We start from the raw sequence: 19,151 nt of genomic DNA, 5'->3' as shown, positions 1-19,151 counted from the left end.
CCCGGGTCCGCTGACATGCACTCCGCGGGACTCGTGCTGCACCCCCGCCGCGACTCCGCGGCCGCCGTCGAGGCCGTGCTCGGCTGGGCCGGCCACCGGAACATCGAGATCCTCGGCATCGCCGACGAGATCGTCCGCCTGAACTGCGCGGCGGTCGGGGTGACGGCCGAGGAGCTCGGCCGGCGCTCCGACCTGGTGGTCAGCCTGGGCGGCGACGGCACGATGCTGCGCGCGATGCGGCTGGCCGACGGGCAGCGCGCGCCGGTGCTCGGGGTCAATCTCGGCAAGCTCGGGTTCCTCGCCGAGGTCGACGTCCCCGACCTGCCGGGCGCGCTCTCGGCGATCGACGACCACCAGTTCACGGTCGAGCCGCGGCTGGCCGTGGACGGGCTGCTCGACGGCCGCCGGATCACGGCGTTCAACGACATCGCCGTGGTGCGGGTGCCCGGCGACGGCAGCGCGGTCGTCGCGGTCCGCGTCGGCGGCCAGCCGTTCGTGAGCTACTCGGCCGACGCGGTGGTCGTCGCCACCCCGACCGGCTCGACGGCGTACAGCTTCTCCGCCGGCGGGCCGATCACCAGCCCGTCGGTGGAGGCGTTGCTGGTCACGCCCGCGGCGCCGCACTCCGCGTACAGCCGCGGCGTGGTGCTGTCGGTGCACGACGAGGTGACGCTCGAGCTGCTGCCCACCAGCGGCCGGCTGGCCGTGGAAGTCGACGGGCAGGTCGAGGGGTACATCCGCCCCGGCGACCGCCTCGACCTGAAAGCCCGGCCGAGCGCGGCCCGGGTCGTCCGGCTGGGGATGACGACGTTCTACCAGCGGGCCCGGCGCAAGCTGCGGCTCACCGACTCGGCGGAGATCCCCCAGGACGGCGACCACTGACCGGCACCTTCCCGGGAAAGCGACGCCCCAGGTGGTCGCTCTCACGGGAACGTGCCGGAGTGGGCTGGGTCACATCGCGGGCGTGTCGCGCGATGATCACGGAATGGTCACGGGTAGCGTCCGCGACTTGCGCCTGAACCAGCCGACCCGTCCGGGAGTGTCCCTCTACATGCTGTTGTCGTCGCCCGCCCGTCCCCGCCTGCGCGCCCGGCTGCTCGTGCCCGGCGCGCTGACCACCCTCGCCACCGCGATGGTCCTGCTCGTCGTCCTGCACCTCGACCGGCGGCTCGCGCCCCTGGACCCGGTCAGCTCGATGCTCAGCGACTACGCGCTGAGCCCCGGCCGGTGGATGTGGGACGTCGCGCTGGTCCTCACCAGCACCGGCTCGGCCCTGCTGCTGGTCGCGCTCTACCGCCGGGGCCTGCTGGCCAACCCGGCGCTGGTGGGCGCGAAGGTGCTGTGGTGCGTCAGCCTGCTCGCGGTCGCGCTCTTCGCGAAGGACCCGCAGGGCGGCGCGATCACCGCGACCGGGAAGATCCACCTCTACGCCTCGGCCGTCACGTGCCTCAGCCTGCCGGTGGTCGGCTGGGCGCTGGGCCGGCGGCACCGCGACGACCCGCGCTGGCGGCGGTTCGCGACCTGGTCGCGGCGCCTCGCGCTCGCCGCGATCCCGTTCTACCTGCCGTTCATCGTCCCGTTCGCGGTGAACGTCGTCCTCGGCGGCCACCTCCCGACGATCGCGACCGGCCTGGTCGAGCGCCTGATGATGGTGCTGGAGATCGCGCTGCTCGTCGTGCTCGGCCGCTGGGCGCACCGGGCGATGCGCCCGGCCCGGCTTCAGCTCCCGGCGTAGGCGGCGATCCGGTCGACGTCCGGCGCGGCCGCGGGCATCCGCAGCACGCCGGTGCCGATCCCCCGCCGCCGCAGCGCTTCCTTGATCCCGGCGACGGTCCCGCCCAGCGCGGCGAGCACCGCGTCGGCGCGCGCCTGAGCGGCACGCTCGGCGGCTTCGTCCCCGGCCGCCACCGCGGCCGCCAGGGCCACGAACGGGTCCGGGTACGCCGAGGACAGACCCGAGACCACGCCCGCCCCGCCGGCCCGGGCCACGGCGGCCACCTGCGTGTCGGCGCCCGACCAGAACCGCGCGTCCGGCAGCGCCGCCCGGAAACCGGCGAGCCCGGCCGCCGCCGCACCCGACAGCTTCCCGCCGCGCAGGCCCGTCGCGGCGAACTCCTCCGGGGTGAGCGTGACGCCGGTGAGGTCCGGGAAGAGGTAGCCGTAGACGTCGGCGTCCCCGGCCGCGGCGGCCACCGCGGCGAAGTGGCGTTGCACCGCTTCGGCGTCCGCGGGCAGGTAGTAGGGCGTGAGCACGGCCAGGCGCGTGGCCCCGGCGGCGAGGGCGTCGGCCGTCAGCGCGACGGCTTCGCGCGTGCTCGCCGCGCCGACGTGCACGATCGTGCGGGCCGGACCGAACGCTGCCAGCGCGAGCTCGGCCAGTGTCCGGCGTTCACCCCGCTCCAGCGCGGGGAACTCGCCGGTCGTCCCGGCGACGAAGACACCGTCGACCCGGTCGCGCAGCCAGGTCAGCAACGCGGCGTTGCCGTGGGTGTCGAGTTCGCCGTCCTCGCGGAAGAGCGTCGGCGTGGCGGACAGGACCTCAACGCGCGGCATCGGCGTCTCCCGGCTGCTCTCGGGTGCGGTGCAGGAGCCAGTCGCGGTCGGTGCGGATCAGCGCGTAGCGCACCGAGCCCGTCCGGCCGTGCAGCGTGAACAGGATCCGCTTCGGCGTCCGGTCGTGCTCTTCCCACCACCCGGTGTCGGCGACCTTCTTGGTCTCGTCCTCGTAGCCGAGGTGGTCGAGGTCGTGGTCGGGCACGGCCACCGCGAGCCGGTTCCCGGCGGAGTCCGGCGGGAGACCGCGCGGCACTGCCCACGACCGCAGCACGCCGTCCTCCTCGAGCCGGAGGTCGAAGTGGTGCCGCGGGCGCCAGTGCTCGTGCAGCACGAACGCCGGTCGGTCGGTCACCCCTCCACCCTGCCAGATCCCGCGCTCCTACCCGATTTCGCGCCGCCCAAACCGTCCATCCGAGGACTTGACCCGTTCCAGATCGTGGCGCACGGTGGGGTGTCATGAGCGATGCGGCAACCACGTTGCGGGCGGCGGGCCTGCGGATCACCGCGCCCCGGCGCGCGGTGCTCACGTGGCTCGCGGGGCATCCTCATTCCACTGTGGACGCGATCGGCGCCGGCGTGCGCGCCGAGCTGGCGTCCGTGTCCACCCAGGCCATCTACGACGTGCTCAGCGCGTGCACGGAGGCCGGCCTGGTCCGGCGGATCGAGCTGCCGGGGCACCCGGCGCGGTTCGAGCGCCGGGCCGGGGACAACCACCACCACGTCGTGTGCCGTCGGTGCGGGCGGACGGAGGACGTCGACTGCGCGGTCGGCGCCGCGCCCTGCCTGGCCCCCGGCACTTCGCACGGTTTCACCATCGACGAGGCGGAAGTGGTGTTCTGGGGCGTGTGCCCCGGCTGCACCGCTTCCCGCCCCGCGGAAAGAGGAACGTTGTGACGCAGACCCGACCCGAACCGACCACCACCGACGCCGGCATCCCCGTCGAAAGCGACGAGCACTCCCTCACGATCGGCCCGGACGGCCCGATCCTGTTGCAGGACAACTACCTCATCGAGCAGATGGCGCAGTTCAACCGCGAGCGCGTGCCCGAGCGCCAGCCGCACGCGAAGGGCAGCGGCGCGTTCGGCCGGTTCGAGGTGACCGGCGACGTCAGCGCGTACACCAAGGCCGCGGTGTTCCAGCCCGGTGTGAAGACCGACCTGCTGGTGCGGTTCTCCACCGTCGCCGGCGAGCGCGGCAGCCCGGACACCTGGCGCGACCCGCGCGGCTTCGCGGTGAAGTTCTACACCAGCGAAGGCAACTACGACATGGTCGGGAACAACACCCCGGTCTTCTTCATCCGCGACCCGTTGAAGTTCCAGCACTTCATCCGGTCGCAGAAACGCCGTGCGGACAACAACCTCCGCGACCACGACATGCAGTGGGACTTCTGGACGCTGTCGCCGGAGTCGGCGCACCAGGTGACGTGGCTGATGGGCGACCGCGGGCTGCCGCGGACCTGGCGCCACATGAACGGCTACAGCTCGCACACCTACATGTGGGTCAACCAGGCGGGCGAACGCTTCTGGGTGAAGTACCACTTCAAGACCGACCAGGGCGTCGAGTGCTTCACCCAGGACGAGGGCGACCAGATGGCGTCGGCCGACACCGACTACCACACGCGGGACCTCTACGAGGCGATCGAGCGCGGCGACCACCCGAGCTGGACGCTCAAGGTCCAGGTCATGCCGTTCGAGGACGCGAAGACGTACCGCTTCAACCCCTTCGACCTGACGAAGGTGTGGCCGCACGGCGACTACCCGCTGATCGAGGTCGGCCGGATGACCCTCGACCGCAACCCCACCGACCACCACACCGAGATCGAGCAGGCCGCGTTCGAGCCGAGCAACCTGGTCCCGGGCATCGGCGTCAGCCCGGACAAGATGCTGCTCGGGCGGCTGTTCTCCTACCCCGACGCGCACCGGTACCGGATCGGCGCGAACTACAAGCAGCTGCCGGTCAACGCGCCGGTCGCACCCGTCCACAGCTACAGCAAGGACGGCGCGATGCGGTACCAGAAGGTCTCGGACCCGGTGTACGCGCCGAACTCGAAGGGCGGGCCGCACGCCGACGTCGAGCGCTACGGCACCCCGGCCGGCTGGCAGGCCGACGGTGACATGGTCCGCACCGCGTACACGCTGCGCGAAGAGGACGACGACTGGGGCCAGGCCGGCACCATGGTCCGCGAGGTGTTCGACGACGACGCCCGCGCGCGGTTCGTCGACAACGTCGTCGGGCACCTGCTCAACGGCGTGTCCGAGCCGGTGCTGGCGCGCGCGTTCGACTACTGGCGCAACGTCGACAAGGACATCGGCGACCGGATCGAAGCCGGCGTCCGGGCCAAGCAGGACGAGAAGGACCCGAAGGCCGCCGACCAGGGCAACCCGGCGCGGTCGAGCATGCAGCGCAAGGCCTGACTCCGTCGTGGCGCGTCCACTCGGCTAGGTTGGCCTCTTCACGGGCAACCTAGGAGGCCGGGTGGACGTCGCCGACGGCGCGCTGCCGATCGCGGCCGCGGTGGCGCTGGTCGTTTTCGCCGTGCGGGTCTCGCACGAACCGCGGCGGCTCGGGAACGCCGTGTGGCTGGGCTTGGCCGTGCTGCTGACGGTGTTGTCGCTGCTGCACCTCGAAGGGGCGACGCCGTTCTTGGCGGCGTTGCTCGGCGGCGCGGGCCTGCTGGCCGCCTTGGTCGTGCCGGTCGCGCTGATCGTCAACGGGGTCGGGATGTGGCGCCGCGAGGGGCGCAGTCCCGGGAACCTGCTGTCGCTCGCCGTCGGGGTGGGGCTGGTCGTCCTCGAGGCGCTGTTCTTCGTGCCGCTGGGCCGGTGGGGCTCGGCGCTGGTGACGACCGCCGCGCTGCTCGCGGGCTACTTCGGGTTCCTGTTCCTGTCGCTGCTGGTCTATTCGGTGCTGTACAGCCGGATCGGCCGCCGCGGCGGGGTCGACGCGATCATCGTGCTCGGCTGCGGCCTGGCCGGCGACCGGGTGCCGCCGCTGCTCGCCGGGCGCCTCGACCGCGCGATCCGGCTGTACACGCGGCAAAAGGCGGCGCCGCTGGTCGTGGTCTCCGGCGGGTGCGGCCCGGACGAGACGGTCACCGAAGCCGAGGCGATGCACGCCTACCTGGTGGAGCGGGGCATCCCCGAGGACCGCGTCCGCCGCGAAACCCGCGCCGGCACCACGGAAGAGAACCTCCGGTTCTCGGCGGCGCTGCTGCCCGCCGACGCCCGGCGGGTGGTGGCGGTGACCAGCGACTACCACGTGTTCCGCACCGCGGTGCAGTGCCGCCGCCTGCACCTGCCCTACCACGCGACGGGTTCCCCGACGGCCGGCTACTTCCTGCCGAGCGCGCTGCTGCGCGAGTTCGCCGCACTGGTCCTGCACTACCGGCGCACGACGATCGCGGCGTGCGTGCTGATCGCGGCGGCGGGTGTGCTGGTGACGACTCAGCTCCCGGGCACGGCGGCCACGGCCTCGACTTCGGCGACGTACTCGGGCGCCGCGAGCCCGGCCACGACGGCGAGCGACTGAGCCGGGAAGTCCCCGTCCGGGAACCACCGTGCGAACGCCTCCCCTTGCGCGGCCCGGTAACCGGCGAGGTGCTCGGTGCCCGAGATCAGGGCGAGCAGCTTGACGAGGTGCTCCGGACGCGCCCCTTCGGCGGCGAGGAGCGCCTCGAGGTTGGCGAAGATCTGCCGCGCCTGCGCCTCGGCGTCCGCACCGGCGAGGCTGCCGTCCCGGTGGACACCGAGCTGCCCGGCGATGAAGACCAGGCGATGCCCCGCGGGCACGTCGGCGAGGTGGCTGTACCGCCCTCGCGGCGTGGCGACGGTGTCGGGGTTCCAGCGGCGCGGTTTCACGCCGTCATGATCGCAGACACGGCGGTGTAGTTCGTGCGACTCTTCTACGAGTTCGGAGCAAATCTCATCTCGGCGAGGTTGCCAAGCTCCCAGGTCAGGGCCCTGATGGGACGCTGGCCGATCGCGCCGGGATTTCGCGGCTCGGTCATCAAGGCCCTTTTCACGACGGAAGAGACCTCCGGGTAACCCGACCGGAGGTGTGCCAGAGCATGAACGTTTCGTTGCCAGACTGGGTGACCGTCGTCGTACCCGCGGCTTGTTGGCTGATCTACCGCATCGTCGTCCTTCGCTGCCTCGCTCGTGCGCTCGCCACGAGTCCCGAGCACGCGCGCGTCATGGCCGGTGCCATCGAGACGGCGCTGTCGACTGGACGACGGCGAAACAAATCCGGCTCACGGCCCGCCGAATAGGTCGTTATACACCTGGCTCAGCGGAACCAGCCGCCCGCGCCCGAGCGCATCGCCACCGGCGGTGTTCCCGGTGTCAGCGGCAGGGATCCCTGGCTCGGCGGCCACAGCGTCACCGCCGGGACCTGGCGTAGCTGGGCGCGCAGCTGGTGCAGGGGCAGCGGGCGGCGGCGGGTCAGCATCGTCGTCGTGCGGGGGTGGAGGTCCACGAACGGGTAAGTCGCGTGCAGCGCCGCCAGGCGGTGCTCGAGGTGGCGGCTGCGCGCCGTCAGCTCGGCCGCCTGGACCGCCGGCTGGACCACCAGGAACTCGCCCGGTCCGAGGCGGACCGCGCGGTCGAGTGGCCGCAGCCCGCCGCGCAGGAGGTCGGCGACGTTCTGCTCGGTGTGCATCCGGACGCGGACGCCGTGGCGGCGTTCGACCGCGCCGAGGTCGTCGATCGCGACCAGGACCAGGCCGAGCGGCACCGTGTCCGTCGCGTCGCCGAGCCAGGGAGCCAGGCCCGCCAAGGTGTCGAGGCCGGTTTCCGGGTCGACGGCCGGGCCGGTGGCCGGCGGCGGGTCCACCTTCGCGCGGGCCTCGTCGAGCTTGCCCGCGACGTGCCGCAACGCCGCCTCGGCGCGGCTTTCGATGTCGAGCTCCGCGGGCGTCTCGACCGACGCCAGCACCTCGCCGACCGTCCGCCGCACCGCCGGGGGCAGCCGGTCGCCCATCGCGTCGCGGAGGCGGACGACCTCGGCGTACGCCTCGTCGCGGCGCATGCCCCAGCGGCCGCGGAACAGCCGCGCGCGCTCCACCGTGGACGCCTGCGGGTCGACCTCGTCGAGGTCCTGCGCGACCACCGACGCGCCGAAGGTCGGCGACAATACCGCGACCGACCACTCGCGCGCCATCGGCTCGTCGGGGCGCAGCAGCACCGGGGTGACGCCGTGCGGCAGGTCGGGCCGGCCCGAGTCGACCATGCCGACGACCGTCGCCGCGGCCTTGCGCGCGATGCGGGCGTAGACCTCGCGCTCGCGCTCGAAGTACGGCAGCCGCTGGAACAGCGCGAACACGACGGTGTCGGCACCGGCGCCGTCGGCGAGGGCCGCGCGCTCCACCGCGTGGGACGCGGTCACCAGGGCGCGCTTGGACAGCACGCCAGCGCGCTGGTCTGCGTCGGGCATGGAAGGTCGCCTTCGCCGGGGAAAGGGAGACAACAACCGTAAGAGAGCTCCCGCGCCCCGGCTAGCCACACGATGCGGTGAACTCAGAAGTGGCGGCGGTCCGCCTCCCGGGCGACGACCTCGTCACGGTCCGCGAGCCTGGCCAGGCCGCTCAACGGTTGCCGCATCCGGTGGTTGCCGCGCAACCGGTCGGCATTGCGATCGAGGAACGCCCAGTACCCGGCGGTGAACGGGCACGCGTCCGGCCCGGTCCGCTTCTTCGGGTCGTAGACGCAGCCACCGCAGTGGTCACTCATCCGGTTGATGTAGGCGCCCCCGGCCGCGTACGGCTTCGTCGCGACGACACCGCCGTCGGCGTACTGGCTCATGCCGATCACGTTCGCCGGCATCACCCACGGGAAGCCGTCGACGAACGCCGTGGCGAACCAGCGGGTCAGTTCGGCCGGGTCGTACCCGCGCTGCAGCCCGTGGTTGCCGAGCACCATCAGCCGCTCGATGTGGTGGGCGTAGCCGCGGTCGCGGACGCCGGCGAGCGCGGTGCGCAGGCAGGCCGCTTCGACGGCGTCGGCGTCCAGCGTCCGCCACCACTCCGGCAGCTTCCGCCGCGCCTGCAAAGCGTTGCTGCGCACGTACTCCGGTCCCTGGTGCCAGTACAGGTGCCACACCCACTCGCGCCAGCCGAGCACTTGGCGGACGAAGCCTTCGACGCTGCTCAGCGGCGCGTCGCCGGCCCGGTACCGCTCCTCGGCCCGCCGGACGACGTCGCGGGGGTCGAGCAGCCCGAGGTTGAGCGGCACGGACAGCAGCGCGTGCGCCATCGCCCAGTCGTGGGTCAGCATGGCGTCCTGGTGCGGGCCGAACTCCGCCAGCCGGTGCTCGAGGAACCGCCGCAGGGCACGGCCGGCCTCGTCGTGCCCGACGGCGAACTGCCGCGGCCCGTCGGCGCCGACCGGCTGGATCTTCCCGGCGCGCTCGGCTTCGTCGAGCTCCGCGCGGACGCGGTCGTCGATCTCGTTCTCCCGCGGGTGCCACGGCGCGGGGACGTCGAGCCGGGTGGTCTTCGGCGGCGGTTCGCGGTTGTCGTGGTCGAAGTTCCACTTGCCACCGACGGGCTCGCCGTCGGGCTCCAGCAGCACGCCGAACTTCCGGCGCTGGTCGCGGTAGAAGTCCTCCATCACGAACCTCGTGCGCCCGGCCACCCACCCGGCGAAGTCCTTTTTGGACAGCACGAACCCCGGCGTCTCCAGGATCTCCTCGACGAGGCCTTCGTCGCGCAGCCGGCGCACGAAGGCGTCGGCCGCGTGCGAAGTCGGTTCGTGGACGACGACCTTCCGCCCGAAGCGCTTCAGCCCGGTGCGGTAGTCCGGGGCGTCGATCAGCGTGACGCGGTCACCGAGGTCCTCGGCCAGCCGGTACAGCGCGGCCTGCACGAGGTGCAGCTTCTGCCGGTGGAACGGCTTGGCGGCGAACGCGGCGGCCGACCGGACCACCAGGACGTCGCGGCGGCGGTGCTCGGGTGTGCCGTGGAAGTGGGGCCCGAGCTGGTCGGCGAACAGCCAGAGCGCGGGCTCGTGTGCCATGGGGCGAACGCTAACCCGGATCCGGCGGCTCCGCAGCGTATGCCCGCAGGATCGCCGTGGTGTCGCCGAGGAAGCGCGCGACCGTCTCCGCGCGCCCGGGGTCGAGGCCGTCGGTCAGCCGGGTGATCGCGTCCACCAGTGGCGCCAGCGCGGCCCGGACCTCGGCGCGGGCCGCGTCACTGACGACGAGCGTGACCCGCCGCCCGTCGCTGGGGTGCGGGCCGCGGCGGACGTGGCCCGCCGCCTCCAGGCGGTCGACCAGCACGGTCGCCGAGGCGGAGCGGATCTTCAGCGCGTCCGCGAGGCCGACCGTGCCCATCGGCTCGCCGAACGCCAGGTGCTGGAGGGCCTGCACGTCGGTCGGCCCGAGGCCGAGCCGGCGGGCGAGCGCGAGCTCGACGTCGCGGGCGAGCGCGAGCAGCTCGCGCAGCGCGAAGTTCACCCGGAGCGCCACCGGACCGTGTTCCACCCGGCCATTCTAAGGTAGCTAGACAATCTAGCTAGTTTTGCTACGGTGGGCCGGGTGGACATCCGAGCCGTCAACGCCGAAATGACCGCGAAGCTCCTTGACACCCCGGCCGCACCCCCGCCCGACGGCGGCTACGCGCTGCGCGTGGTCGAAACCCGCGGCCGCAGCACCGGCGAGCCGCGGAAGGTGCCGCTGGCCGTCGTCGCGGTCGACGGCGGCCGCTACCTCGTCTCGCCCGTCCGCGACCGCGACTGGGTGGCGAACCTCCTGGCCGCGCCGGAGTGCGCGCTGCTCGGCCAAAACCTGCGCGAGGACTGCCGCGCCGAGGAGATCGGCGGCGGCGAGGCGGTCGCGGTCGTGGCCGCGTACCTGGCCGCGATGTCGGTGCCGTGGGCGGTGAAGGCGTTCCCGGTCCCGCAGGACGCCACTGCCGGGCAGATCCGGGCCGAGCTGCCGGGGATGGCGGTGTTCCGCCTGTCCACCGTGGACCCGAAGTGACCGTCGCGATCGCGGGTGGCGGGCCCGGCGGGCTGCTGCTCGGCTACCTGCTCGCCCGCGCCGGGATCGACGTCACCGTGCTCGAGTCGCGCTCGGACTTCGACCGCGACTTCCGCGGCGATTCGCTGCACCCCTACACCCTGGAGCTGCTCGACCGGCTCGGCCTGGCCGGAGACCTCCTGGAGCTGGACCACTTCAAGGCGAAGTCGTTCCGCTTCCACACCCCGTCCGGCGCCTACAGCTGCGCCGACTACGACCGCCTCGACACGCCGTTCGGCTACGTGGCCCTGATGCCCCAGGTGCGGTTCCTCGACTTCCTCGCCGAGCGCGCGAGCGCCCTCCCGACGTTCACGCTGCGGATGAACGCCAAGGTCACCGGGCTCCTGGAGGAGGACGGCGTCGTCACCGGCGTCCGCCATCGCGGCGGCGAACTGACAGCGTCCCTGGTCATCGGCGCGGACGGGCGCTTCTCCACCGTGCGCCGGCTCGCCGGTCTCGACGCGCGGCCGCTCGGCGCGACGACCGACCTGCTCTGGTTCCGGCTCCCCCGCTCCCCCGGCGACCCGCAGGACGCCGACCTCGACCTGTACTTCGGCCGCGACGCCTACGTGGGCGTCCTCGGCGGCGTGCGCGACTGGCAGGTCGGCTACAGCATCGAGAAGGGCGCCTACCCGGACCTGCGCGAGCGCGGCGTCGAACCGATCCGCGCGTTCCTCCGCGAGCGCGTGCCGTGGCTCGCCGACCGCGCGCACCTGCTCACGGACTTCGCGCAGACCACCCTGCTGTCCGTGGACATCTCGCGCGTCGAACGCTGGCACCGGCCGGGCCTGCTGCTGCTCGGCGACGCCGCGCACGTCATCTCCCCCGTCGGCGGCAACGGGATCCTGATGGCGGTCCAGGACGCCGTCGCGGCCGCGAACCGGCTGGTTCCCGCGCTGCGCGACGGCGGGGCGACGGCCGGCGACCTCGCCGCCGTGCAGGCCGACCGGATCCGCGCCATCGAACGCGTCCAAGCCGACCAGGTGCGCGTCGAACGACGGGCCGCCGCGGCGCGGGCGCGCGGCCGCGGCACGGCACCACCGGGGTTCCTCAAGCTGCTCTTCGCGATTCCCGCGCTGCGGACCCGCGGAGCGCGCAGCAACGCCTACGGCCCGTTCCCGCCTCAGCTCGACGAAGCGCTCTTGTCGTCGTAGGAGCTCCAGCCGCCCTGGCCTTCGGCGGCCTCGACGTCGGCGTCGGCCGTCGCGGCGTGGGTCATCGCGGCGACCGTGCGCTCCAGGCCCTGCTGCACCTCGTCGCCGTCGGCTTCGCGGACGCTGTGCAGGGCCACCGTGATCTCCGAAGTCGCCGGGCCCTTGTCCGCGATCCGCAGCTCGCCGTGGTAGTCGTCGGGACCTTCCGCACCCCAGGACAGCGTGCGGTTCGCCGCGTCCGTGTGCAGCCACGCCTCCCCCGCGACGCGCTCGCCGTGGACCTCGGCCTCGACGTGCACGCTCTCGCCGCCCCGCGGCTGGGCGACCTTCATCTCCGGGAAGTAGCGCGGCAGGTTCTCCGGGTGGCTCAGGAACGCGAACAGCTCGTCGGCGGGGATGTCGGCGGTCGCGGTGTGGTGGTACTGGGTCATCGTCTCACTCCTCGTCCACGGGCATGTCGCGTCCCGGTTACCCCGCAAGGGGTGCATTAAAAGGCCGCGCGCGGGGAATCCGGAAAGCATGACGACCACCGAACCCGGGGCCCGGGTGCCGACGCGGGGGCCCGCCCCCGTGCAGGGCATGGGCATGCTGATCGGCCTGTTGTTCCTGGTGCTGGGCGCGTTCGAGCTGATCCCCGGGGTCACGGTGGGCGACGGTCCCGCACGCGCCCTGTTCGGCGTGTTCGCGGTGTCCGGCGCGTGGACGCTCGTGCACCTGATCACCGGCGCCGCCGCGGTGTTCTGCACCCGCTCGCCCGGGCTGGCGAGCCGGTTCCTCCTCGTGGCCGGTGCCGGTTACGCCGTTCTGGGCATCGCCGGGCTGCTGCCGCTGCCGCAGGCGTTCGACGACCTGCTGCCGATGAACACCGCCGGGACCTGCCTGGCCCTCGCGCTCGGCACCGCCATGCTCATCCTCGGCGCGGGCTGGCTCCGGCGTGGGCCGGAACAGCGCCGCTGAGGACGTCGGCCGGTTTCGGCAACCGCACCAGCGCTCCCGTGAGCAGTACCGCGAGTCCGAAGAGGACATAGCCGTTGCCGGTGAGCTGCTGGAAGAACGTCCAGTTCCGCTCCACCTCGCCGCCGCGCGGCCACCACCACTGCGGCCCGCCGACGAACAGGACCGCGCCGACCGCGGCCAGGGCCGCGAACCCGCGGTGCCGCGTGCGGCGCGCCAGCTCGGCCCAGCCCAGCAGGACCACCACGGCCCAGACCCAGTGGTGCGTCCAGGAGATCGGCGAGATCAGCAGCCCGCCGACGGCGTTCAGGCCGAGCGCCACGGTCTTCTCCCCCGCGGCCAGCGCGCGCCGCACGCCGAGCGCGGTCAGCACGAGGACGACGGCCACCAGTGGCAGCCACCACGCGGTCCGGTCGGCCACGCCGAGCTTCGCCAGGAGCCCGAGGAGTGACTGGTTGCCGGCGTAGGTCGGCTCGCCGACGCGGCCGGTGTCCCAGAGCGCACCCGTCCAGTACCGCACCGAATCCGCGCCGGTGAGCAGGAAGCCCAGTGCCGTCGCGGCCAGGAACGTCACGGCGGTCGTGAGCGCCGCCCGGGTGTCGCGGCGGAGCAGGAAGTACAGCAGGAACACCGCCGGGGTCAGCTTGATCGCGGCGGCGACACCGACGAGCAGGCCGCGTGGCCACTTCGGCGTGTCGACCAGGACGTCGAGCACGACGAGCGCGAGCAGCAGCAGGTCGAGCTGGCCCGCGTAGACCGTCCGCAGCACGGGCTCGAGGACCTCGGCCGCCAGCAGCACCATCGCCACGCGCTGCCAGTCGCACCGCTTGCCGAGAACGCGGAGCACCGTCGCGATCACCAGGGCCAGCACGCCGAGCGTGGCCAGGGTGAGCAGCAGGCACGCCATCCAGTACGGCAGCACGGCCAGCGGCGCCAGCACGATCGCGGCGAACGGCGGGTAGGTGAAGAGCAGGAGCTGGCCGTCGCCGGTGGGCGGGAGCGTGCCGTACAGCGCGTCGCCGCGCAGCAGCGCCGCCGAACCCAGCCGGTAGACGTCCAGGTCCACGCGGTACGCCGGGAAGCGCAGGTGCCCGCCGGTGTAGGACACGAGCAACGCCACCAGCACGAGCAGGTGGGCACCCGCCAGCGCGTACTTGGCCGTGAGCTTCGCCCGCACCCTTCGTCCCCCTCCGGTCATCTCACGCATTCTGTCGGGTCCTCGCGGGGCCGCCATCCGGGAAATCCCCGGTTCGTCCCCGGGAAAACCGGTTGCCCACCATGCCAGCCTGGGCGGATGGGGACACCTTCCGGCTTCGCCTACCGCGTCGACGACCACGGCACCGTGACGATCACCCACCACGGCCGTCCCGCCGGGACACTGCGCTCGGCCGCCGCCGCCCGCTTCCTCGCCGCGGCCGACCGGGGCGACGACCCGCAGCTGCTGATGGCCCGGGCCACCGGGAACTACAAGCACGGCAACGAGCGGCAAGCCCGCGACCACGCGCGCAACCGCGGCCGATGACTGGCACCCTGGCGCCATGACCTACGACGTGCAGACGGTCCGCAAGCACTTCCCCGCCCTCGCCGAGGGAGCCGCCCACTTCGACGGACCCGGCGGCTCGCAGGTTCCTGGCGTCGTCGGCGAAGCCGTGGCCGGGACGCTCTGCGGCGGGATCTCGAACCGCGGTGTCGTCACCGCGGCCGAGCGCAAGGCCGGCGCCGTGGTCGCCGAGGCCCGGCAGGCGGTCGCCGACCTGCTGGCCGCCGACCCGGCCGGCGTCGTCTTCGGGCGCAGCATGACGCAGCTGACCTACGACTTCTCGCGCACGCTGGCCAAGGACTGGCGCCCGGGTGACGAAGTCGTCGTCACCCGGCTCGACCACGACGCGAACATCCGGCCGTGGGTCCACGCGGCGGAGGCGGCCGGGGCCACCGTGCGCTGGGCCCCGTTCGACCCGGCGACGGGCGAGCTGGCGCCCTCCGCGGTCACCGGGCTGTTGTCCCCGCGGACGCGGCTGGTCGCGGTGACGGCGGCGTCCAACCTGCTCGGCACCCGGCCGGACATCCCGGCGATCGCCGCCGCCGTCCACGATGCCGGCGCACTGCTGTACGTGGACGGCGTGCACCTCACGCCGCACGCGCCGGTCGACGTCACGGCGCTGGGTGCGGACTTCTACGCGTGCTCGCCGTACAAGTTCCTCGGCCCGCACCACGGGCTGGTCGTCGCCGCGCCTGCGTTGCTGGAGACCTTGCGCCCGGACAAGCTGCTGCCTTCGACCGACGCCGTCCCGGAACGCTTCGAGCTGGGCACGCTGCCGTACGAGCTGCTGGCCGGGACGACCGCGGCGATCGACTTCCTCGCGGGTCTCGTGCCCGGCTCGGGATCCCGCCGCGCCCGGCTCGTCGAGTCGTTGACCGCGCTTTCCGGGCACGAGGACGCCCTGCTCGCGCGCCTCGACGCTGGTCTCGCCGCCCTGCCCGGGGTGACGCGCTACGGCCGGCCCGCCCGCCACCGCACCCCGACGGTCCTGTTCTCGGTCGACGGCGTCGCGTCGCAGGCGGTATACGAGCATCTCGGGGCGTACGGGGTCAACGCGCCGGCCGGGAGCTTCTACGCGATCGAGTGCTCGCGGCACCTCGGGCTCGGCGACACGGGCGCGGTGCGCGCGGGCATCGCGCCGTACACCACGGAGGCCGACGTCGACCGCCTGCTGGCCGGCGTCGAGTCGGTCCCCCGCGGCTGAGTCGTGCGTGGTCAGGGCGGGTTCTCACCGCCCTGACCACGCACGACCGCTTACGGCACCGGCGCGAAGCCCGACGGCCGGGCGGTGAAGGTGCCGCGGCCCTGCGACCGGCTCCGCAGCCGGGTCGCATAACCGAACAGCTCCGCCACCGGGACCGTCGCCGTGACGACCGCCGTGGTCGCGCGGACCGTCGAGCCGGCGACCCGGCCGCGCCGGGCGGCGAGGTCGCCGAGGACACCGCCGACCGCGTCGGCCGGGACCGTCACCACGACCTCGGCCACCGGTTCGAGCAGCTGCAGGACGCACGCGCGCAGCGCCTCCCGCAGGCCGAGCCGGCCCGCCGTGCGGAACGCCAGGTCCGACGAGTCCTTCGGGTGCGTCGCGCCGTCGGTCAGCACCACCCGCAGGCCCGTCACCGGGTGCCCGCCCAGCGGCCCCTCGGCCAGCGCGTCCCGGCAGCCGGCCTCGACCGCGCGGACGTACTCGCGCGGCACCCGGCCGCCGACCACCGCGGAGGCGAACTCGAAGCCCTCCGGAGCCGGGGAGACGTCCAGGACGACGTGGGCGAACTGCCCCGCCCCGCCGTCCTGCTTGACGTGCCGGCAGACCAGCCCGGACACGCCGCGCACGACCTTCTCCCGATGCGCCACCGACGGACGGCCGACCGCGACGTCGAGACCGCGCTCGCGACGCAGCTTCGTCACCGCCACCTCCAGGTGCAGCTCACCCAGCCCGGACAGCACGGTCTGGCCGGTCTCCGGGTCGGTCCGCACGACCAGCGACGGGTCCTCCTCGGCCAGCCGGGCCAACGCCGCCGTCAGCCGTTCGCCCTCGCCCGCCCGGCGGGCCTCGACCGCCACCGAGACCACCGGCTCCGCCGTCACCGGCGGCTCGAGCTGCAGCACGTCACCCGGCGCGCTGAAGGTCGCCCCGACGCGAGCGGCCTTGGGCCCGGCCACCGCGACGATGTCGCCGGCCACTGCGCAGTCCACTTCGGACAGCCGGTCGGCCTGCACCCGTAGCACCCGCGCGATCCGTTCGACGCGCCCGCCGTCGCGCACCTGGTCCCCCTTCCGCAGCGTTCCCGAGTAGACCCGCAAGTACGTCAGCCGCCCCGTAGCCGTGGCGACGACCTTGAACACCAGGGCGGCCGGCGGCGCCGCCGGGTCGGCGGGCCGGTCGGCCCGCACCGCCGGGACGTCCGACGGCGACGGCAGGTACGCGACCACGGCGTCGAGCAGCGGCTCGATCCCGCGGTCCCGGTAGGCCGCGCCGCACAGCACGACGAGCCCGGCACCGCAGAGCGTCAGCTCCCGCAAGGCCTTCTCCAGCGTCTCCGCCGAGACCGTCCCGGCGGCGCAGAACTCCTCCAGCGCCAGGGGATGCAGCTCGGCGACGGCCTCCTCCAGCACGCGGCGGCGCTGTCGCGCCTCGGCCGGCGCGTCCGCCGGCAGGCGCACCAGGTCGACGACGCCGGTGAAGCCGCCCTCGCGCCCGACCGGCAGCTGCACGACCAGCGGCGCCGGGTGCAGCCGCGCCCGGATCGACGCGACGGCCGCGTCGAGGTCGGCACCCGCCCGGTCCATCTTGTTGACGAACGCGATCCGCGGGACGCCGTGCCGGTCGGCCTGGCGCCACACGGTTTCGCTCTGCGGTTCGACCCCGGCGACGGCGTCGAACACCGCGACCGCGCCGTCGAGGACGCGCAGCGCCCGCTCGACCTCGGCGGTGAAGTCGACGTGGCCGGGCGTGTCGATGAGGGTGAGCCGGTGGCCGGCCCACGTGCAGGTGACGGCCGCGGAGAAGATGGTGATGCCGCGGTCGCGTTCCTGCGGGTCGAAGTCGGTGACGGTGGTGCCGTCGTCGACTTCGCCCGTCTTGTGGGTGGCTCCGGTGCGGTGGAGGACCCGTTCGGTGACGGTGGTCTTGCCCGCGTCGACGTGGGCGAGGATGCCGAGGTTGCGGACGGTGGTCAGGTCGTGCGTGCGCATGGCGCGGTCCTTTGTGGACGATCCGGTCGGGGCAGCGCGATTCGCCGCGACGGACCACGTCACGGAGACGGTGTCAGCCGCGCGGCGGACACCCGGGGCGCGAAGACACGAGGATCACCTCGGACCGCGGACGGGAGACGACGGCGACGCGCACGGCCGGCTCCCTTCGGTCTTGGACTCCGGAAGAGCGTAACGGCGGCTTTCCGGGCCGCCAACCGGATTTACGCCGAAGGCCGCCCCGGTTGCCCGGAGCGGCCTTCGACGTCGGGATTCGCTCAGCTGGGGTCCTGGTCGAGCTGGGTGGCCTTCACCGCGTTGCCGACCTGGGTGCAGTCGTCGGCGGTGATGCCCGCGGTGCCCGCCTTGGCGAGCGCCGCGCAGGAGGAGTTCAGGGCGTCGCCGACGTCCTTGAACGTCGCGCTCTGGGTGAGCGTGTTCTCCACGCCCCACCAGACCTGGACGGCCTTGTCGAGGCCGATCCCGCGCACCGTCTGGTTGTTGAACGTGTCGCCGTCGGTGATCAGGTAGTCGGCCTTGTTGACGACGCCGTCGTTGATGTGGACGTCCGGGTTGTTCGTCTGCCAGCCGGGGCCGTTGACCATGTCGGGCTGCGGGGTCAGCGACGAACGCGGGTCCTTCATGTTGCGGATCGCGCCGAGCGAGGAGCCCGCGCCGAGCAGCCAGCGGTTGTCCCCGGTGTCGTTGGGGTCGTTCGACGTGATGCCGATGAACTTGCCGAAGACGTCCGAGAGGCCTTCGTTGATCGAGTCGGCCTGGCCGCCGCTCAGCCCGGAGGTGTGCTGGGTGACGCCGTGGGTGAGCTCGTGACCGGTGATGTCGTCGGTGGTGACGCCCTCGCCGAAGGCCATCTGCTCGCCGTCCCAGAAGGCGTTGGCGAACGGGCACTCGCCGTCGACGCAGATCCGGACCGTGCCGCGCAGCGCCTTGCCGGTGCCGTCGGAGAAGTCCGCGCCGATCAGGCTCGTCAGGTCGACGTTGACGTACTTCTTGTAGAAGTCCGAAGCCTGGCCGAAGAAGGTGTAGACGTTGTTGACGTCGGCGACGCTCGACTCGGCGCCGCCCTCCTTGCGGGTGATGTCGAAGGCGGTGCCGCAGCGGACCGACTCGGTGCTGCCGCTGACCACCTTGTGGTTGGCGTCGCAGACGTCGCGGTTGGCCTCGCGGACCTCCGACCAGGACGTCAGGACGTCCTGCGTGCCGGCCTGGACGACCTCGGTCCACTTGTCGTCGAGCTTCTTGCCGTGCACGGTGACCTGGTAGGTCGGCACGGCGGTGCCGTCGCTCTTCCCGCCGCCGAGGGCGGCGTCGTACCAGTACGCGCGGGGCGCGTCGGCCCTCAGCGTGTTCGCGGCCAGGCCGGTGCGCTTCGCGACGTCCGCGACGGCGACGTCCGCCGCCCCCGCGTCGCTCGCCGGGAACGCGCCGGCGGTCTTCTTCGCGGTGCGGCCGTGCGTCGCGAGCACCGCGCCCGCCTTGTCGCGGAGCTGGATCAGCTGGCCGCCGAACACCGGCACCCCGCCGATCTCCTGCTGCGACCGCTGCACGCTGCCGAACGGCATCGCGAGGGAGTTCAGCGCGCGCATCGACGGCTGCGAGATCGTCGCCTCGGCGGGCGAACTGATCGTTACCAGCGAGACCGCGACGACAGCAGCGCTCACCGTCGAGACCCCAACGATGACCCGTTTGCGTGACACCCGGTACACCTCCGTGGAAGG

Annotated in this window: 20 protein-coding genes; 10 read left to right on the top strand and 10 right to left on the bottom strand. The window is 73.2% G+C overall.

What is annotated here, in order from left to right; genetic code table 11:
- The first annotated feature begins 15 nt into the window (after positions 1 to 15).
- Together ACWEN0_RS29745 and ACWEN0_RS29740 are read left to right on the top strand one after the other, a co-directional pair.
- Complete coding sequence (locus tag ACWEN0_RS29745; protein ID WP_451980678.1) at positions 16 to 882, top strand: NAD(+)/NADH kinase; 867 nt, start codon at positions 16 to 18, stop codon at positions 880 to 882.
- A 103-nt stretch (positions 883 to 985) separates the two neighbouring features.
- Entirely contained in the window at positions 986 to 1,735 is a 750-nt protein-coding gene (locus ACWEN0_RS29740; protein WP_451980675.1) for a DUF998 domain-containing protein, read from the top strand.
- Here ACWEN0_RS29740 and ACWEN0_RS29735 read toward each other — a convergent pair.
- Positions 1,720 to 2,553 carry a dihydrodipicolinate synthase family protein gene (locus tag ACWEN0_RS29735; protein ID WP_451980672.1) on the bottom strand — a complete coding sequence of 278 codons (834 nt, stop codon included), beginning with the start codon at positions 2,551 to 2,553 and terminating at the stop codon, positions 1,720 to 1,722. The genes ACWEN0_RS29740 and ACWEN0_RS29735 overlap by 16 nt on opposite strands.
- Complete coding sequence (locus ACWEN0_RS29730) at positions 2,540 to 2,908, bottom strand: DNA polymerase ligase N-terminal domain-containing protein (RefSeq protein ID WP_451980669.1); 369 nt, start codon at positions 2,906 to 2,908, stop codon at positions 2,540 to 2,542. The genes ACWEN0_RS29735 and ACWEN0_RS29730 overlap by 14 nt, the downstream gene beginning before the upstream one ends.
- Positions 2,909 to 3,012: 104 nt before the next feature.
- Here ACWEN0_RS29730 and ACWEN0_RS29725 point away from each other — a divergent pair, with 104 nt between their 5' ends.
- The 3 genes from ACWEN0_RS29725 (at position 3,013) to ACWEN0_RS29715 (ending at position 6,084) form a co-directional block, all read left to right on the top strand.
- The gene (locus tag ACWEN0_RS29725; protein ID WP_451980666.1) at positions 3,013 to 3,450 is read left to right on the top strand and encodes a Fur family transcriptional regulator; all 438 of its coding nucleotides are present in this window, start codon (positions 3,013 to 3,015) and stop codon (positions 3,448 to 3,450) included.
- Positions 3,447 to 4,970, top strand: a complete 1,524-nt coding sequence (locus tag ACWEN0_RS29720) for a catalase (protein ID WP_451980663.1) — start codon at positions 3,447 to 3,449, stop codon at positions 4,968 to 4,970. The genes ACWEN0_RS29725 and ACWEN0_RS29720 overlap by 4 nt, the downstream gene beginning before the upstream one ends.
- A gap of 61 nt (positions 4,971 to 5,031) precedes the next feature.
- A complete protein-coding gene (locus ACWEN0_RS29715; RefSeq protein ID WP_451980660.1) occupies positions 5,032 to 6,084 on the top strand; it encodes a YdcF family protein in 1,053 nt (350 codons plus the stop codon).
- Here ACWEN0_RS29715 and ACWEN0_RS29710 read toward each other — a convergent pair.
- From ACWEN0_RS29710 to ACWEN0_RS29695, 4 genes are all read right to left on the bottom strand, one after another.
- A complete protein-coding gene (locus tag ACWEN0_RS29710) occupies positions 6,000 to 6,413 on the bottom strand; it encodes a RidA family protein (RefSeq protein ID WP_451980656.1) in 414 nt (137 codons plus the stop codon). The two genes, ACWEN0_RS29715 and ACWEN0_RS29710, sit on opposite strands and share 85 nt — an antisense overlap.
- A 427-nt stretch (positions 6,414 to 6,840) precedes the next feature.
- On the bottom strand, positions 6,841 to 7,986 hold the full coding sequence (locus tag ACWEN0_RS29705) for a DICT sensory domain-containing protein (RefSeq protein ID WP_451980653.1): 1,146 nt from the start codon (positions 7,984 to 7,986) through the stop codon (positions 6,841 to 6,843).
- Positions 7,987 to 8,069: 83 nt separating this feature from the next.
- The gene (locus tag ACWEN0_RS29700; protein WP_451980650.1) at positions 8,070 to 9,566 is read right to left on the bottom strand and encodes a cryptochrome/photolyase family protein; all 1,497 of its coding nucleotides are present in this window, start codon (positions 9,564 to 9,566) and stop codon (positions 8,070 to 8,072) included.
- 10 nt (positions 9,567 to 9,576) lie between these two features.
- On the bottom strand, positions 9,577 to 10,035 hold the full coding sequence (locus tag ACWEN0_RS29695; protein WP_451980647.1) for a MarR family winged helix-turn-helix transcriptional regulator: 459 nt from the start codon (positions 10,033 to 10,035) through the stop codon (positions 9,577 to 9,579).
- Between the two features lie 54 nt (positions 10,036 to 10,089).
- Here ACWEN0_RS29695 and ACWEN0_RS29690 point away from each other — a divergent pair, with 54 nt between their 5' ends.
- Both ACWEN0_RS29690 and ACWEN0_RS29685 read left to right on the top strand, forming a co-directional pair.
- Positions 10,090 to 10,533, top strand: a complete 444-nt coding sequence (locus ACWEN0_RS29690) for a nitroreductase/quinone reductase family protein (protein ID WP_451980644.1) — start codon at positions 10,090 to 10,092, stop codon at positions 10,531 to 10,533.
- Complete coding sequence (locus tag ACWEN0_RS29685) at positions 10,530 to 11,726, top strand: FAD-dependent oxidoreductase (RefSeq protein WP_451980641.1); 1,197 nt, start codon at positions 10,530 to 10,532, stop codon at positions 11,724 to 11,726. The genes ACWEN0_RS29690 and ACWEN0_RS29685 overlap by 4 nt, the downstream gene beginning before the upstream one ends.
- Here ACWEN0_RS29685 and ACWEN0_RS29680 read toward each other — a convergent pair.
- A complete protein-coding gene (locus tag ACWEN0_RS29680; RefSeq protein WP_451980638.1) occupies positions 11,696 to 12,157 on the bottom strand; it encodes an SRPBCC family protein in 462 nt (153 codons plus the stop codon). The genes ACWEN0_RS29685 and ACWEN0_RS29680 overlap by 31 nt on opposite strands.
- A gap of 88 nt (positions 12,158 to 12,245) precedes the next feature.
- On the opposite strand from ACWEN0_RS29680, the gene ACWEN0_RS29675 reads away from it, so the two are divergent.
- Positions 12,246 to 12,683, top strand: a complete 438-nt coding sequence (locus tag ACWEN0_RS29675; protein WP_451980635.1) for a DUF4383 domain-containing protein — start codon at positions 12,246 to 12,248, stop codon at positions 12,681 to 12,683.
- Here ACWEN0_RS29675 and ACWEN0_RS29670 read toward each other — a convergent pair.
- Positions 12,634 to 13,878, bottom strand: a complete 1,245-nt coding sequence (locus tag ACWEN0_RS29670) for a glycosyltransferase 87 family protein (RefSeq protein WP_451980632.1) — start codon at positions 13,876 to 13,878, stop codon at positions 12,634 to 12,636. The two genes, ACWEN0_RS29675 and ACWEN0_RS29670, sit on opposite strands and share 50 nt — an antisense overlap.
- A 96-nt stretch (positions 13,879 to 13,974) precedes the next feature.
- Between ACWEN0_RS29670 and ACWEN0_RS29665 the strand changes: the two genes are divergently transcribed.
- On the top strand, positions 13,975 to 14,202 hold the full coding sequence (locus tag ACWEN0_RS29665; RefSeq protein ID WP_451980629.1) for a hypothetical protein: 228 nt from the start codon (positions 13,975 to 13,977) through the stop codon (positions 14,200 to 14,202).
- Positions 14,203 to 14,218: 16 nt separating this feature from the next.
- Entirely contained in the window at positions 14,219 to 15,424 is a 1,206-nt protein-coding gene (locus ACWEN0_RS29660; RefSeq protein WP_451980626.1) for a cysteine desulfurase-like protein, read from the top strand.
- A 50-nt stretch (positions 15,425 to 15,474) separates the two neighbouring features.
- Here ACWEN0_RS29660 and fusA read toward each other — a convergent pair whose 3' ends face one another.
- On the bottom strand, positions 15,475 to 17,415 hold the full coding sequence (fusA, locus tag ACWEN0_RS29655; protein ID WP_451980623.1) for an elongation factor G: 1,941 nt from the start codon (positions 17,413 to 17,415) through the stop codon (positions 15,475 to 15,477).
- Between the two features lie 275 nt (positions 17,416 to 17,690).
- Positions 17,691 to 19,094, bottom strand: coding sequence for a M4 family metallopeptidase (locus ACWEN0_RS29650; RefSeq protein ID WP_451980621.1), 1,404 nt, complete (start codon positions 19,092 to 19,094; stop codon positions 17,691 to 17,693).
- Between the last annotated feature and the right edge of the window lie 57 nt (positions 19,095 to 19,151).

This window comes from Amycolatopsis sp. NPDC004378 (assembly GCF_053602455.1).
The sequence above is the reverse complement of the archived record's forward strand: the minus strand, read 5'-3'. Positions and strand labels throughout refer to the sequence as shown.

Excerpts from the sequence above, each read along its gene's own strand:
- ACWEN0_RS29660 (WP_451980626.1), top strand. The coding sequence starts at position 14,219 with ATGACCTACGACGTGCAGACGGTCCGCAAGCACTTCCCCGCCCTCGCC.
- ACWEN0_RS29725 (WP_451980666.1), top strand. The coding sequence starts at position 3,013 with ATGAGCGATGCGGCAACCACGTTGCGGGCGGCGGGCCTGCGGATCACC.
- ACWEN0_RS29670 (WP_451980632.1), bottom strand. The coding sequence starts at position 13,878 with ATGACCGGAGGGGGACGAAGGGTGCGGGCGAAGCTCACGGCCAAGTAC.
- ACWEN0_RS29740 (WP_451980675.1), top strand. The coding sequence starts at position 986 with ATGGTCACGGGTAGCGTCCGCGACTTGCGCCTGAACCAGCCGACCCGT.
- ACWEN0_RS29700 (WP_451980650.1), bottom strand. The coding sequence starts at position 9,566 with ATGGCACACGAGCCCGCGCTCTGGCTGTTCGCCGACCAGCTCGGGCCC.
- ACWEN0_RS29735 (WP_451980672.1), bottom strand. The coding sequence starts at position 2,553 with ATGCCGCGCGTTGAGGTCCTGTCCGCCACGCCGACGCTCTTCCGCGAG.
- ACWEN0_RS29680 (WP_451980638.1), bottom strand. The coding sequence starts at position 12,157 with ATGACCCAGTACCACCACACCGCGACCGCCGACATCCCCGCCGACGAG.
- ACWEN0_RS29675 (WP_451980635.1), top strand. The coding sequence starts at position 12,246 with ATGACGACCACCGAACCCGGGGCCCGGGTGCCGACGCGGGGGCCCGCC.
- ACWEN0_RS29705 (WP_451980653.1), bottom strand. The coding sequence starts at position 7,986 with ATGCCCGACGCAGACCAGCGCGCTGGCGTGCTGTCCAAGCGCGCCCTG.
- ACWEN0_RS29665 (WP_451980629.1), top strand. The coding sequence starts at position 13,975 with ATGGGGACACCTTCCGGCTTCGCCTACCGCGTCGACGACCACGGCACC.
- fusA (WP_451980623.1), bottom strand. The coding sequence starts at position 17,415 with ATGCGCACGCACGACCTGACCACCGTCCGCAACCTCGGCATCCTCGCC.
- ACWEN0_RS29745 (WP_451980678.1), top strand. The coding sequence starts at position 16 with ATGCACTCCGCGGGACTCGTGCTGCACCCCCGCCGCGACTCCGCGGCC.